The organism is Kosakonia sp. Marseille-Q7440 (assembly GCF_965119485.1).
The window spans coordinates 1675305-1688769 of record NZ_CBCPLT010000001.1; the positions used below are offsets into that span (position 1 = coordinate 1675305).

Consider the following 13465-nt stretch of genomic DNA (forward strand, 5'->3'; position numbering starts at 1 on the left):
TATTTAGTGACCTGCGCAAACCGGAAATAATCTCCGGCATGAGCAAAATAACCTTTCGTCATATACGTCCCGTGAATTTGATAAGCCGCAGGCTTCCATCGACGCTGCTGAGCGACGCCCATGCCATGCTCTACTCCGTCAGGAGCTTTGCCGCGGCGATGCTGGCTTATTACGTTGCCCTGTCGATTGGCCTTGAGCGGCCCTCCTGGGCGATCATCACCGTCTATATTGTTTCGCAAACGTCAGTCGGCGCGTCCCTAAGCCGCAGCCTCTATCGCCTGGCAGGGACCGTCGTGGGGGCAGGGGCGACGGTGTTGATTGTGCCGACGTTTGTGAACATGCCCATTTTATGTAGCGTGATGCTGACCGGCTGGATCACCTTCTGCCTCTGTTTATCCCTGCTGGAACGCACGCCCCGCGCCTATGCCTTTGTGCTGGCTGGCTACACCGCAAGCCTGATTGGTTTTCCCGCCGTCTCCGATCCTGGCTCGGTGTTTGACATCGCCATCATTCGGGTGCAGGAGATCACCATCGGCATTCTTTGCGCTGCGCTGATCCACCGATACGTTTTTCCGCGCCGCATCTCCGGGCTGTTCAACACCACATTAGCGCAGACACTGTATTCGGCGCGCCAGCATATTGCCGACACCTTGTCAGGCAAGCCCGATGCGCAATCTGAGCCGCTGCATCTGGCGCTGGCGCTACAATTCCTGCAGGGCATCGGCCACCATATTCCCTATGATTTTGCCCTTTCGGTGCCGGTGCGCCAGGCGAGAAAAGCCCTGCACGACAGGCTGGCGCGGCTGATCATCGTCAACGGTGAATTACGCGATCGCGTGCAGATGATTGCCGATATGCCAGCCGATATTCAGATGCTGCTGGATGACGTTCAGGCCTGGCTTATCTGCGACGATGCCGGGCAGCGTAAAAGCACGGCAGAGGCGCTACGAAAACGCAGCGCCCGGTTGGCGCAGAGTCGCGCGGCGCAGATAAAGACCTTTGAGGACGCGCTGGCGGTGAATATGATCCGCTATATCACGGAGTCGATAACCCTCATACATGAGTGTGAGCATCTTTCTACCGCCATCCATCACGCCAGGCCAGTGCCTGCGCCAACAGAAAACCACGCGCTGAAAGGGTATGTTTTTCATCGCGATCCGCTTACTGCCACGCGCACGGCGCTGGGTGCCTTTGCCATCATCCTGGGCGGCTGTCTGGTATGGATCTATTCTGCCTGGCCAGAGGGAGGTACGGCGGTCTCTATCCTCGGAGTGTGCTGCACGCTGTTTGGCAGCTTCGACACACCGGCACCCCATATTCTGAAATACATAATCGGCTCCATCTGGGGCGTTTTGATAAGCCTGGTCTATAGCTTTCTCCTGCTTCCCCAAATCAGCGATTTCGCCGTACTGGTTGCGGTGTTTGCGCCGGTCTATCTGCTGGCTGGGTCACTGCAGGCGCGGCCACCTACCACCTTTATGGCAATGGGCATCACGCTGACGCTGCCGGTGTTATGCGAACTGGGGGCGCACTACAGCGGTGACTTCGCCGTCGCGGCGAATACCGCAATCGCGCTCTTTATAGCGACCGGCTTTGCATTTATCAGCATGAGCCTGCTGCAAACCGTGCAGGCAGACGCCGCGATAAATCGTTTACTGAAGCTCTGCCAGCGCGATATTCGCCGCAGCGTGAGCGGGGTGATGACCAGTGGTGAGACGCACTGGACCAACCTGATGATTGATCGGGCCGCGCTGCTGATCCCGCGCCTGCCGCGCAGCGGGGCGTCATCGGCACGGGCGCTCGATCATCTGTTGCACTTGCTGCGCATCGGTCTTTCTGTTCGGCATTTGCGGCGCAGCGATACGCCTGTGGCGGGTGAGATCAACGAAGTGCTTTATCGGCTTACCCGCACAACTGAAACCGAAGCCTTGCGTGAGCGCATCGTCGCGATCGCAGGCCGCTGCTTGCCTGCAACAGATGCGCCATCGCGCCAGTTTGTCGACAAGCTGGTTGATCTGCACTGCGCGCTCCGGGCGCAGGGCGAGGAGTCCGCCAATGATTAATGACATCAATATCGGAGGCGTTTATATCCCCGGATTGTTGGTAACGGCGCTTATCTCGCTGGTCTGCACGTTACTCATTGTGCCGCTTCTCTCGTGCAGCAGGCTTTATCGCCGCTTGCCGTTTCGCCCGTTGATCGATCTCTCAAGCTATATCGTTACCTTTTTCCTGCTGTTGCAGGGCCTGACCAACCTGGGGTTATTCGTATGAAATCTCTACTCTCTTTGCTGGGTCGCTACGCGCTGACGCTGAGTGCTGTCGCGGTGGCGACACTTGCGGCGTTTATCCTCTGGAAACATTACGCACAGACGCCGTGGACGCGAGACGGGCGGGTACGTGCAGATGTGGTACAGATTGCGCCGGATGTCTCCGGGCCGGTAAGCCGTGTGATGGTCCGCGATAATCAGTGGGTTAACCGGGGCGATACTCTCTATGTTATCGATCCGCACTGGCTGAAGCTGAGTATGCTCAGCGCGCAGGCTGACGTTGAGGCAAAACGTCATGAGATGCTGATGCGCCAGGATGCGGCGCGCCGACGAGCGCAGATCAAAGAGGTCATTTCCGGCGAGGATATCCAGCAAACACGCAGTGCGGCAAGTGTCGCGGTGGCTAATTATCAGGGCGCGCTGGCTGCGCTGGAGCTGGCGCAGCTGAATTTATCCCATTCCACCGTTCGCTCGCCGGTGGCAGGTTATGTCACGCATCTGCGGCTCCGTCCTGGCGACTATGCCACGGCGGGAGAGACAAAAGTCGCCATTGTCGATGCGCACAGTTTCTGGGTGGTCGGTTATTTTGAAGAGACCCGGCTGCGACATATCCAGGTTGGCAACCGCGCGCAGGTTTCGCTAATGGGGTATGACGCGATGATTAGCGGGCACGTGGAGAGTATCGGGCGTGGGATCGGCGACAGCAATGACGAAACCGGCGGGCTGGGGCTGCCGGAGGTTAACCCGACCTTTAACTGGGTGCGGCTTGCGCAGCGGGTACCGGTGCGTATCCAGTTAGACACCATCCCTGAGGGTGTAGTGTTAGTGGCCGGGTTATCCGCCAGCGTCGCCATCGTGCCGTAAACGGTGTCTGCATACCAGGCGAGCATGGCGGACGACACCGCCGCCTCATAACGTTAAGGTGAGAGCGTGAATATCCCGGAAGGAGACGCATTCTGATGATCAGAACCACGGATTATGCACTTAACGAGCAACGGCTTTTTCGCGACAAACGGTTTATCTTTTTGGGCGAGTCCATCCATGGTGTAGCAGAATTTACGCAGTTAAGAGAGGAGATCGCGGCGTGCTATTTTGACCACGCCGCGGTGTTGGTATTTGAGGCCGACAGTACAGGGATGCTGTTTTCTCATCAACACAACGAATCTGCATTGGGCAGACTGAAAAATTTCCCCAAAATATTACGTACTCAGGAAACCGTAAACTTACTGGCATGGGCTATATCAAGGGATATTCCCTGTCTGGGCATCGACCCCATTCCTCGCAGACCTTTAACCGATTTCACCCAGCAGTGGCGCTCAATCCGGCACCGGGAAACAGATGACTATTCCAGCGCCAAATCAGCGGGTACGCTTTTTGCCTGGCGTGACGCAACCATGGCTGAAAAGTTAATTGCCTTAACTTCAGCCTATCCCCGGCAGCGGATGTTGATCATGCTGCATGCATATAAAACGAGAGGGGAGCCAGGAGAGGGCAGCATTAAAGCTGAAATCCGTACGAGAATATTTCGAAGAGGTCTTTCCTGGGCAAAGCCACTCTGTGGCTCAGCTTGCCCGAAGTGGCAGCGCCTTACACAATGATTTATCCCCCTTTCGTTTTCACATTACCGACCCACACTCCGCAGAGTCTCTGTGCGGTGATGCTGCCTGCGCTCTGCTTACCGCGGCAGAATTACCGGATAACTGCACCGCATGGCACCATGCCTTTGAACGTGAAACTGTGACAGCCAAAGATCAGTACGAGGGCTGTTTTATCTTCAACGCGGTGCGTTCGCCAGTAATAGTTTCTTCGTGAAATCCCCTCATCATCTCTGCCGTATACCAGCAAGCGGACAAGGGCCGCGTCAATCAGACTGATGTTTATCTGCTCTTCTCTTTAAGCAGGATTTCATCGAGCTTTTTCAGCACTTCGTTCATCCCCCTGCTGACAATCCGATCCTCGCGCATCACGGTGCCGAGGGTTCGCTGAAGCGGGGGCGTCAGTGGGTATATGCTGAGCCCTTCACACTCTTCAGTGCTGGCAACGGAAATGCGGGGAACGATGCTGTAACCCAGCCCCGAACGCACCATTCGTTTGATCGCTTCGATACTGCCAAGCTCCATCACCGGGCTGGCAAGCTGGCCTGCTTGCCGGAACCACTCATCAATCAGCGCGCGCGTTCCGCTTCCTGATTCAAAAATAATCAGCGGCAGTGGCAAGAGATCGTCAGGAGAAAGCGCTTTCATCGATCGCGCGGATAAATCTTCCTCCATGATGACTACAAACTCATCCCTGTAGAGCGGATTAACGCTCACGCTTTTGCCCGCGGCGGGGAGCGTCACCAGACCGATATCGATCCGGTTCTCCTCCACGCCGCGCACAATCTCTGAGGTGTTGCCGGTGCGTACATTCACTTTCAGCAACGGATGCGTCTGGCGCAACTGCTGCAATATCGGCGGCAAAAGATGGATGCAGGCCGTTGCGCCTGTGCCGACGGTCACGGTGCCGGTGATCTCATCTGAATGCAGAGAGACCGCTTCCACCGCGGTTGTTACCACTGCCTCTATTTTCTGGCAGTGCTCGCAAAGCGTTATGCCAGCCGCAGTGGGCTTGATTCCCCGGCCGGTTCGCTCAATAAGCCGCACCTGCAGCGTCTGCTCCAGCTGTCTTATTTGCAGGCTGACTGCGGGTTGCGACAGGCCGAGCTCCTCCGCCGCTCTGGAGAAGCTGCCCCGGCTGATGACCAGCCTGAAGGTGGCCAGATGGTCGAGGTTGAGGTTTGTCATGCCAAAGTTTTCCTTATGCTGCGAATAAGCCCGGTGGCCTGTCCGAAATGATCGCCAGGGGATAGTCTCTTTCACAGACGCAATAAGGAGCCGTACTGATGGAAATTATTCAGGCAGAAGAACGACATATCCCGGCTATACAACAAATTTATGCATACCACGTATTGCATGGCTGCGCCACGTTTGAAACCCAACCGCCCGATGAAGCGGAAATGGCATTCCGCCTGAAGCGGTTGCAGGCAGCAGGGCTGCCCTGGTTTGTCGCTATTGTGGATGGCAACGTGCGCGGTTACTGCTATCTGGCGCGCTACCGCGAAAGGCATGCCTACCGGTTCACCCTAGAAGATTCGGTCTATATCGATGCTGATTGTCAGGGGCAGGGCATCGGCAAAAAACTGCTCTCCCGTGCGCTGGCATGGGCCGAAGCCAGCGGTTTTCGCCAGCTCGTCGCCGTGGTGGGTAACAGCGAAAACGCGGCTTCACTGGCTCTTCATCGCTCGGCGGGCTTCACGCTGACCGGCACACTCAAATCGGTAGGATTTAAGCACGGGCGCTGGCTCGATACCGTCATGATGCAACGCACACTCGGACAGGGGGAGAGCACGCTGCCGGAGATGGCAGAAAGATCCAGGTATCCTGAATACTGACGCAGTCGGCTGGACATCAAAAGAGTGTGTTGTTGCCAAAATGTTAATTCATTGTGGATGTTTCGTTTTTGGTGATAATGTAGCCACATCATAAAACCCGCATAAGGGGTTATCGTGGCACACCAGCAAGCACCTCATATTGAAACAGAACGCCTGATTTTAAAGCAGTTTACCCTCGATGATTTTCCGGCGCTCCAGGCGTGCTGGTCGACCCCGGAAATGGCAAAAATAAGCGGTGGCGAGATCCCGACGGCAGAGGCGGTCTGGGCGCGCTTATTACGTTATATCGGGCACTGGCAGGCGTTAGGGTATGGCTACTGGGCCGTATTTGAGAAAGCCACAAACCAGTATGCCGGTGCCTTTGGCTTTCAGGATGCGCATCGCGATACCACGCCAAAGCTGGAATACCCCGAAGCGGGATGGACACTGATTCCGGAAGTGCGTGGCAAAGGCTATGCCTCTGAAGCGCTGGCGGCAATTTTATTATGGGCCGATGAGACGTTCGCTTCTCCTGTCTGCTGCATTATTGCTGAAGAGAATAAACGCTCGAATTATTTAGCCGAGCGTTTTGGCTTCGAGTTGCAAAATTATGTCAGTTATCGCGGTAAGCAGGTACGGCTGCTTGTACGCAAGTAAATTCTTAAAGCGTATTTATAAAATGTGATCGAAATAACATTTTTTCTGCAGAAATATTTTGTCAGAATAAATGTGCTTCGAAATGAAATAGTGGCGCAGGGTGAATTAAAGCATTTCAACGAAATGTCGATATTAGATCGAATAACAACCCCAACGAGTGCCGCTAATATGACATGGAAAAATACCCAGGGCCGAATAGGCCTGATGCTTGTAAGCTTTTTCGTTATCTTATTGATCGTTACCTATATTGTTATCAAACTATTCGTCTCCCCGCAGATTATTGAAACCGAAACCAAAAATATTCAGGCGACGGTTCAACTACAAAGTAACGCCATTAAAGAGCAGATGAACCGCGTTAAGGCTCAGCAACGCTCAATTACTGAACTGGTTGTCGGTCTGCAAAGCGAGCAAATCGACACATTATTACCGCATCTGGTTAACCAGTATGGGGATTTAAACGTATTCGGCGGTGGGATTTGGCCTCTGCCTGGTCAGCGCGATCCGGCGCGGGACAAATTCAGTACTTTCTATGCCCGCGACGGCGGCGGCAATCTGCAAGTCAACACCGTATGGAACCAGCCGGAATCGGCAAAATACTGGGAGCAACCCTGGTATAAAGACGGCATGAACGCGCCGAAAGGTGAGTGTGCGTGGGCGAAAGCCTATCAGGATGCGGCCAGCCCACAGCCCCGCACTAACTGTGCCATGGCGATCTGGAAGGATGGCAAAGTCTGGGGCGTGGCGACCATCGACGTGACGCTGGGCTTCTTTAACCAGCTGGCCGTTGATATGGGCAAAGCGGTCAATGGCAGCGTCCTGATTGTTGAGGCGGACGGCAAAATCGTCGGTAACGGCTCTTCCGTACAGGATAAACCCGCGCTCTCAAACGTCCGCGATCTCGGTATTCCGGCGGCAGCGCCGTTAATGAGCCTGTTAGGCCAGGGTAAAACAACGGAAGTGCGCGGTAGCTATGACGGTGAAGACGGCGCGCATTCGCTGTTCGTTCTGCCCATTAGCGGCAGCCCGTGGTTTATGGCGGTGGATATTCCGAGCAGCCAGCTGGTGAGTATTTCTGACGCAATTATGACCAAGCTCACCATCGTCCAGGCGATTATCGGACTACTTATCGTCGTGATCATGATGATTATTGTGCGCAATATTTTCCACAATGTGACGTTGCTCAACCGCAATATTGAAGCGCTCTCCAGCGGCGGTGCGGATTTAACGCAGCGTCTTGCGCAGAGCAAGAGCCCGGAATTTAACGCCATTATCAATAACTTCAATAAGTTTATTACCTTCCTGAATGAGCTGATGCAGCAGGTCGGGAGCAGCACGCTGGCGATCTCGTCGGCTTCGCGCCAGATTGCCAGTGGTAACCTTAATCTCTCTTCGCGCACCGAAGATCAATCGGCCTCGATCGTGGAAACGGCAGCCTCGATGGAAGAGTTGACCAGCACCGTGCGCCTTAACGCAGAGAACGCGTTGCAGGCCAACAAACTGGCGGAAGAGGTTTCGGCGGCGGCAAAACAGGGGGCCAGCGTGGTCAACAAAGTTGTCTCCACGATGAATAACATCAATGACTCCTCCGCTAAAGTGGTGGACATCATCAGTGTGATTGATGGTATCGCCTTCCAGACCAATATCCTGGCGCTTAATGCCGCTGTAGAGGCGGCAAGGGCAGGCGAGCACGGCCGTGGATTCGCGGTGGTGGCCGGTGAAGTTCGTTCCCTGGCGCAGCGCAGCGCCCGTTCGGCTCAGGAGATCAAAAAACTGATTGAAGAGTCAGTGAGCAGCATTGAGCAGGGCAGCGGGCAGGTTCGTCTGGCGGGAGCAACAATGGATGGCCTGATGGAGAAAGTGGAAGGCGTGGGCGTGTTGATCTCTGAAATCAGCTCTTCCAGCGATGAACAGAGTCGCGGGATTGCCCAGATCAATATCGCCATCAACCAGCTCGATAGCGCCACGCAGCAGAATGCGGCGCTGGTGGAAGAGGTTGCAGCCGCCGCGCAATCGATGGAAGAGCAAACCGTCCAGCTCGAAAACGTCGTGAGCAGCTTCAAGCTCTGATTTAAAAAAAGCCGACTCAATGGGGTCGGCTTTTTTTCTCTTGCGTCTGTCATTTCAATGCCTGCATCGCATTACCCTGATTGCAAATATCCCTTCGCACTGCTCTTTTTAATAAATAGTTAAATAACCCTAATATTTTGGGATGTGAAAAGCTTTTTCACAAAACCTTAAAAAATGTTGTCAGCCCTGTAAGGCCGACAAAAAGTAGGTCATCAGAATAATCTTTCAACTCCTTCAGATAGTCATCATCGTTTTTTTTCAGTTTGGCGATAGCCTCTTTAGCGCTTGCAGCTTCGACCTCGAAATGATGCTTTTTATAACCTTTTCTTTTAAGAAGAGCAGCAGCTTCCTGATTTACACTCTCTTTAGTAAAGACTCTGGCATCTGATTCATTGTAATAAAATACATAAGCTTTCATTTTGTATCCCTTACATTTACTGGAGCAGGCTTAATTCTAAATTAATACATACACGCTCTATTATGCGCGCTATTTATTGTGAAATAACATAACTAATCATTTCATTCAGTTATTACTCATGCTGTTTTCAGCAGTTTTGTGAACTTACTCACGGTGACGCTGCAAGGTTACGTGAATGTTCGCTCTGCGCTCAGTTCTGTCGTGACCTCTCTTCTCACCATCGGCAAAAAGCCTATGCGATATCGCTTGACCGAGGTAGAACGATCGTTCTACCATCAACCCATGAACAAAAACATACCCAATACACGCGAGAAAATTCTCGCAACCGCTGAAGAGCTTATCTATCAGAACGGTATTCATGCCACCGGGATGGAGCTTCTGGTGAAGACGTCCGGCGTGGCGCGAAAAAGTATCTATCGCCATTTCACCAACAAGGATGAGGTGGCTGCCGCGGCGCTCAATGCGCGTGATGTGCGCTGGATGGAGTGGTTCAGGCGTGAGTGCGACAAAGCGGAGACGCCGCGCGAGCGCATCCTGAACATCTTTACTGTGCTTAAAAGCTGGTTCGAGTCGGAAGGTTATCGCGGCTGCGCGTTTATCAACACCGCGGGCGAAGTGGGGGACCCGGACGATCCGGTTCGTCAAATCGCCAGGCTGCACAAACAGAAACTGCTCGACTACCTGCTTGAGCTTACCGGGCAGTTAAATACGGATCAGCCATTACCGCTGGCGAGGCAGTTACTGATACTGATTGAAGGTGCCATCACCCTGTCGCGCGTGATGGGCGATTACCGCGCCGCCGATGAGGCAAAAGATGTCGCTCAGTTATTGCTAAAGCAGATCCCGTAGCCGGGAACGTGGTTCCAAAAATCAAACACTCACCTGTCCACTTATGCTGGAGGCTCCACCATGTCCGATTCACATATCCGTCCGCCACTGCCGCCGTTCACCCGCGAGTCAGCGCTTGAAAAAGTCAGGCTTGCTGAAGATGGCTGGAACAGCCGCGACGCCGAAAAAGTGTCGCTTGCTTACTCTCTGGATACCAAATGGCGCAACCGGGCGGAGTTTGCCAATAATCGTGAAGAGGCGAGGGCGTTTCTTGAGCGTAAGTGGAAAAAAGAGCTGGAGTACCGACTGATCAAGGAGTTGTGGGCATTTGACGGTGACCGTATCGCTGTCCGCTACGCCTATGAGTGGCGTGATGACTCCGGGAACTGGTTCCGCTCTTACGGCAATGAGAACTGGGAGTTTGGCGAAGATGGTCTGATGCATCACCGCTACGCCTGTATTAATGATATGCCGATCAAAGAGAGCGAGCGCAAGTTCCACTGGCCGCTGGGACGTCGTCCGGACGATCATCCGGGATTATCCGCGCTGGGGTTGTAAGTGTCCGGGCATCCCTTACCGGATGCCCGTCCGTTATCGGCTGGCAGAAGCCGCAGGCCTGGAGGGTCAGAAAGGTTTGGTGGGAAGGTACTTGCCATCCAGCGTGATCACGGCGCGATGGCCGCCATCCGGATCGTCGACTTTTTTGATATCCAGCTTGAAGTTGATCGCGCTGATCACGCCATCGCCGAATTTCTCATGAACCAGCGCCTTCAGGGTCGGCCCGTAGACTGACATCATTTCATAGAAACGGTAGAGGGTCGGATCGCCAGGCACTTCGCCCCCAAAGCTTCCGCGAACCGGCACCGTTTGCAACAACGCGATCTCATCCACATTAAGATCGAGCTTCTCGCCCACCACGCGCGCAGCACTCTCCGGAAGAGGGTGCTGGCCCAGCAACGCGGCAACAACAAAGGCTTCAGAGAGTCCCGTGCCGTCAACGATCTCCGCATAGGAGAGGTTTTTGCGCGCCTTCGTCAGAATGATGGTTTCAGTAAGCACCTGGCGGGCACTCTGGGTAACTTGAGTCTGGATCATTATTTCATCTCCTGTTGATAGGTATGTCAGGCAACACGCCTGGTATGTTGGGAAACAGCATGAACATCCGGGTTCTCCGCAAGGGAGACGAATTCCCGGCCATTGAAGGCGTCAATGCGTCCGCTGCCGATGTCATATACCCAGCCATGCAGCGTGACGCGGCCCTTTTCAAGCGCCAGGCGAACAGAGGGGTGCGTCTGAATATTGGCAAGCTGCGCAATCACGTTTTCACGCACCATCGCCGCGACTTTCGTCGGCCGATCCGCATGCTGCCTCGACTCATTCACGACCTTCGCTGAATCAGCGTATCGCAGCCAGCTGGCGACGGCGGGCATATGATCCAGACACTGACAGGTGGCAATTGCCGTCATTGCGCCGCAGTCGGAGTGACCACAGATCACAATGTCGGCGACCCTGAGTGCGGAAACGGCGTATTCAACGGAAGCTGAAACACCGCCTGGCTCCGGGCCATACGACGGCACAATATTGCCGGCGTTGCGGATCACAAACAGATCCCCTGGCTCACGCTGAGTAACCAGCTCCGGCACCAACCGGCTGTCGGAGCAGGAAATAAAGAGCGCTCTCGGGCTCTGCTGGGTGGCGAGATCCCGAAACAGTTTGATGCGCTCAGGAAACGCCTCCTGCTGGAATTTCAAAAAACCGTCAATGATCGCTTTCATCGTGCTTTCTCACTGTCGCTGGGTGTGGGACAAGATTAAGCTCTGCTTTGTATAAGGTAAAAGTCTCATTTATTATGAGGTTTATTAGATAATCTAATGGAGTGGATGATGCTCGCCCGGCATATTCACTATTTTCTTGCAGTTGCAGAGCATCTCAGCTTTACGAAAGCGGCAGCGGAGCTGCACGTATCTCAGCCAGCGCTTTCGCAGCAGGTTAAATTGCTGGAGGAGAGTCTGGGCGCTCAGTTATTTGATCGCTCAGGGCGCACGACACGTTTGACGGACACCGGAAAGATCTACCTGCAATATGCGCGTCGCAGGAGCTGCGTGAAGCCACCCGCGCCATTCATGACGTAAGCAATCTCAGCCGCGGATCGTTACGCGTGGCGGTGACGCCCACCTTTACGACCTATCTTCTGGGGCCGCTGGTTGAAGCCTTTCACGCCCGCTATCCAAAAATTACCCTCAGCGTGCAGGAGATCGCCCAGGAGCATATGGAAGAATTGCTTTTGGCAGGGGAGCTGGACGTGGGCATCGCTTTTGCGCCGGTGAACAGTCCCGATATCGAATCGGTCCCGTTGCTGGAGGAGACGCTTGCGCTGGTGGTCAGCCCCAGACACCCCTTGTCGAAAGAGAAACGTGTTGAGTTGCAAAGGCTTGGCGACGAGTCGCTTGTGTTACTCAGTTCGGAGTTCGCGACGCGCGAGCAGATCGATCATTACTTTCGTAAGCATCACATCACTCCACAGGTGCTGATGGAAGCCAACGCCCTTGGTGCGGTGATTGAGATTGTCCGCTGGACGCCGCTATCAACGTTATTGCCTGCGAAGACGGCATTTGCCCAGGACGATCTGGTGGCTATCGCGCTTGAGCCCGAGCGCCTGCAGCGTACGGCTGTTTTAATGCGGCGAAGAGATGGCTATCAAAGCTTCTCCGCCCGTGCCTTCACTGAACTGGCAATAGATATTTCCGCCGGGCTAACGGCCTGAAACGCAGCTCGTTTATCGCGAACCCGGCGGATAGACGCTCTGTGCAATGACGCCAGACTACCGCAAGCCGCCGGGGCGAATATTCATCAGAAGCGATATGTCACAGTCAGGCTTCCGGTGGGGGACGCTTTGCGTTGTACGATTGGGCTGTTGCGCGCATCACCCGCCAGCTGCGTATAGCCTGCATCGGCGACCACGCTCCAGCGTTCGGTGAAGTTGTGCGTCCAGTCGAGATTGAGTGACCAGGCATAGATCCCCGAACCGGCGTGGTATTGCGTAAACCCCGATGCGGCGGATTGGGCGGCACTGACTCCGTAGTAAGTCTGCATATAATCATTTGTCCCCCAGCTGCTGGTCAGCCCCAGCGTCACGCTATTTTTCGGCGAGTGATAAAGCGGGCTGACGATACCGAAATGCAGCGCCGCGCCATTGTCGCGCTGGGAAAAGGGCACCTCAGCCTGCAATTGCGCACTCAGCCAGTTGGTCAACTTATACCCGAGCCCCACGACACCGAGCGCCGAGCCTTTTACATTACCCATTCCGCGCAAATGGTCGCTGCCGTCGCTCATGGTATCGCTGTCGACATTGTGATCCTTACGGCCGGTGCGATAGCTCAGCGCCGCGCTGTAATCGAAGTTGCCAAGGCTGTTGCCATAACCGAGGCCGCGCGTCGAGCTGACAAAGAAGCCGTTACGCATTGAGTAATCGAGCACCAGCGCCGTCGAGACGCGGTTTTCATCGGAACCGGAATAGCGCGGCGCAACACCCACACCGCCCCCCAGCGTTAAGGTGGTACCCTGGGGCGGTTCTGCCGCCAGGGTTGGGGTGGAGAGCAGCGCCAGCAGCGCGCCCGGCACGATTTTTTTCAGAATGCTTTCCGGGAATGAAGGGCGGAACTTATGACGCAGTTCGGTGTTTCTCATTAACTAAGTCCTTATGGAGTCAACAGATTACGAGTCACCGCTAGTTTGAATATGCACCCTAAAGTTCTCATGAGCCGAAAATGAAGAAAGCATGAAGCGCGTGCCGGCGAGGCAAACCTGATAGATTTCCTG

At 54.6% G+C, this 13465-nt stretch carries 14 protein-coding genes and 1 pseudogene; 10 read left to right on the plus strand and 5 right to left on the minus strand.

Features of this window, described 5'->3' with window-relative positions; genetic code table 11:
- Positions 1 to 38: 38 nt before the first annotated feature.
- The 4 genes from ACWPW2_RS07665 to ACWPW2_RS07680 all read left to right on the plus strand — a co-directional run bounded on the left by ACWPW2_RS07665 (position 39) and on the right by ACWPW2_RS07680 (position 3865).
- Positions 39 to 2063, plus strand: a complete 2025-nt coding sequence (locus tag ACWPW2_RS07665; RefSeq protein ID WP_454122206.1) for an FUSC family protein — start codon at positions 39 to 41, stop codon at positions 2061 to 2063.
- On the plus strand, positions 2056 to 2271 hold the full coding sequence (locus tag ACWPW2_RS07670) for a DUF1656 domain-containing protein (RefSeq protein WP_454122208.1): 216 nt from the start codon (positions 2056 to 2058) through the stop codon (positions 2269 to 2271). Before ACWPW2_RS07665 ends, ACWPW2_RS07670 begins: the two co-directional genes overlap by 8 nt.
- Positions 2268 to 3131, plus strand: a complete 864-nt coding sequence (locus ACWPW2_RS07675) for an efflux RND transporter periplasmic adaptor subunit (RefSeq protein ID WP_454122210.1) — start codon at positions 2268 to 2270, stop codon at positions 3129 to 3131. Before ACWPW2_RS07670 ends, ACWPW2_RS07675 begins: the two co-directional genes overlap by 4 nt.
- 95 nt (positions 3132 to 3226) lie before the next feature.
- Positions 3227 to 3865 carry a hypothetical protein gene (locus tag ACWPW2_RS07680; protein ID WP_454122212.1) on the plus strand — a complete coding sequence of 213 codons (639 nt, stop codon included), beginning with the start codon at positions 3227 to 3229 and terminating at the stop codon, positions 3863 to 3865.
- 279 nt (positions 3866 to 4144) lie between these two features.
- On the opposite strand, the gene ACWPW2_RS07685 is transcribed toward ACWPW2_RS07680, so the two are convergent.
- The gene (locus ACWPW2_RS07685) at positions 4145 to 5050 is read right to left on the minus strand and encodes a LysR family transcriptional regulator (RefSeq protein ID WP_454122214.1); all 906 of its coding nucleotides are present in this window, start codon (positions 5048 to 5050) and stop codon (positions 4145 to 4147) included.
- 98 nt (positions 5051 to 5148) lie between these two features.
- Between ACWPW2_RS07685 and ACWPW2_RS07690 the strand changes: the two genes are divergently transcribed.
- From ACWPW2_RS07690 to ACWPW2_RS07700, 3 genes are all read left to right on the plus strand, one after another.
- The gene (locus ACWPW2_RS07690) at positions 5149 to 5697 is read left to right on the plus strand and encodes an N-acetyltransferase family protein (RefSeq protein ID WP_454122216.1); all 549 of its coding nucleotides are present in this window, start codon (positions 5149 to 5151) and stop codon (positions 5695 to 5697) included.
- Between the two features lie 114 nt (positions 5698 to 5811).
- Positions 5812 to 6333 (plus strand): GNAT family N-acetyltransferase, encoded by a 522-nt coding sequence (locus ACWPW2_RS07695; RefSeq protein WP_454122218.1) that lies wholly within the window; start codon positions 5812 to 5814, stop codon positions 6331 to 6333.
- 168 nt (positions 6334 to 6501) lie between these two features.
- On the plus strand, positions 6502 to 8400 hold the full coding sequence (locus tag ACWPW2_RS07700; protein WP_454122220.1) for a methyl-accepting chemotaxis protein: 1899 nt from the start codon (positions 6502 to 6504) through the stop codon (positions 8398 to 8400).
- Positions 8401 to 8557: 157 nt separating this feature from the next.
- Here the strand turns inward: ACWPW2_RS07700 and ACWPW2_RS07705 are convergent, their stop codons facing one another.
- A complete protein-coding gene (locus tag ACWPW2_RS07705; protein WP_454122222.1) occupies positions 8558 to 8818 on the minus strand; it encodes a hypothetical protein in 261 nt (86 codons plus the stop codon).
- A gap of 282 nt (positions 8819 to 9100) precedes the next feature.
- Here ACWPW2_RS07705 and ACWPW2_RS07710 point away from each other — a divergent pair, with 282 nt between their 5' ends.
- Together ACWPW2_RS07710 and ACWPW2_RS07715 are read left to right on the plus strand one after the other, a co-directional pair.
- Positions 9101 to 9667 (plus strand): TetR/AcrR family transcriptional regulator, encoded by a 567-nt coding sequence (locus ACWPW2_RS07710; RefSeq protein WP_454122224.1) that lies wholly within the window; start codon positions 9101 to 9103, stop codon positions 9665 to 9667.
- Between the two features lie 60 nt (positions 9668 to 9727).
- Positions 9728 to 10204, plus strand: a complete 477-nt coding sequence (locus ACWPW2_RS07715) for a nuclear transport factor 2 family protein (RefSeq protein ID WP_054802932.1) — start codon at positions 9728 to 9730, stop codon at positions 10202 to 10204.
- Between the two features lie 66 nt (positions 10205 to 10270).
- Here the strand turns inward: ACWPW2_RS07715 and cynS are convergent, their stop codons facing one another.
- Positions 10271 to 10741: a cyanase gene (gene cynS, locus ACWPW2_RS07720; protein WP_454122227.1), complete on the minus strand. Its 471-nt coding sequence runs from the start codon at positions 10739 to 10741 to the stop codon at positions 10271 to 10273.
- Between the two features lie 26 nt (positions 10742 to 10767).
- A complete protein-coding gene (locus ACWPW2_RS07725) occupies positions 10768 to 11421 on the minus strand; it encodes a carbonic anhydrase (protein ID WP_454122229.1) in 654 nt (217 codons plus the stop codon).
- 108 nt (positions 11422 to 11529) lie between these two features.
- Between ACWPW2_RS07725 and cynR the strand changes: the two are divergent.
- Positions 11530 to 12410, plus strand: a pseudogene (gene cynR / locus ACWPW2_RS07730) (transcriptional regulator CynR).
- A gap of 86 nt (positions 12411 to 12496) precedes the next feature.
- Here cynR and ACWPW2_RS07735 read toward each other — a convergent pair.
- On the minus strand, positions 12497 to 13333 hold the full coding sequence (locus tag ACWPW2_RS07735) for a MipA/OmpV family protein (protein ID WP_454122231.1): 837 nt from the start codon (positions 13331 to 13333) through the stop codon (positions 12497 to 12499).
- Between the last annotated feature and the right edge of the window lie 132 nt (positions 13334 to 13465).

What these genes read in the sequence shown, in the direction of transcription:
- ACWPW2_RS07665 (WP_454122206.1), top strand. Translation starts at nt 39, where the DNA reads ATGAGCAAAATAACCTTTCGTCATATACGTCCCGTGAATTTGATAAGC.
- ACWPW2_RS07670 (WP_454122208.1), top strand. Translation starts at nt 2,056, where the DNA reads ATGATTAATGACATCAATATCGGAGGCGTTTATATCCCCGGATTGTTG.
- ACWPW2_RS07675 (WP_454122210.1), top strand. Translation starts at nt 2,268, where the DNA reads ATGAAATCTCTACTCTCTTTGCTGGGTCGCTACGCGCTGACGCTGAGT.
- ACWPW2_RS07680 (WP_454122212.1), top strand. Translation starts at nt 3,227, where the DNA reads ATGATCAGAACCACGGATTATGCACTTAACGAGCAACGGCTTTTTCGC.
- ACWPW2_RS07685 (WP_454122214.1), bottom strand. Translation starts at nt 5,050, where the DNA reads ATGACAAACCTCAACCTCGACCATCTGGCCACCTTCAGGCTGGTCATC.
- ACWPW2_RS07690 (WP_454122216.1), top strand. Translation starts at nt 5,149, where the DNA reads ATGGAAATTATTCAGGCAGAAGAACGACATATCCCGGCTATACAACAA.
- ACWPW2_RS07700 (WP_454122220.1), top strand. Translation starts at nt 6,502, where the DNA reads ATGACATGGAAAAATACCCAGGGCCGAATAGGCCTGATGCTTGTAAGC.
- ACWPW2_RS07705 (WP_454122222.1), bottom strand. Translation starts at nt 8,818, where the DNA reads ATGAAAGCTTATGTATTTTATTACAATGAATCAGATGCCAGAGTCTTT.
- ACWPW2_RS07710 (WP_454122224.1), top strand. Translation starts at nt 9,101, where the DNA reads ATGAACAAAAACATACCCAATACACGCGAGAAAATTCTCGCAACCGCT.
- ACWPW2_RS07715 (WP_054802932.1), top strand. Translation starts at nt 9,728, where the DNA reads ATGTCCGATTCACATATCCGTCCGCCACTGCCGCCGTTCACCCGCGAG.
- cynS (WP_454122227.1), bottom strand. Translation starts at nt 10,741, where the DNA reads ATGATCCAGACTCAAGTTACCCAGAGTGCCCGCCAGGTGCTTACTGAA.
- ACWPW2_RS07725 (WP_454122229.1), bottom strand. Translation starts at nt 11,421, where the DNA reads ATGAAAGCGATCATTGACGGTTTTTTGAAATTCCAGCAGGAGGCGTTT.
- ACWPW2_RS07735 (WP_454122231.1), bottom strand. Translation starts at nt 13,333, where the DNA reads ATGAGAAACACCGAACTGCGTCATAAGTTCCGCCCTTCATTCCCGGAA.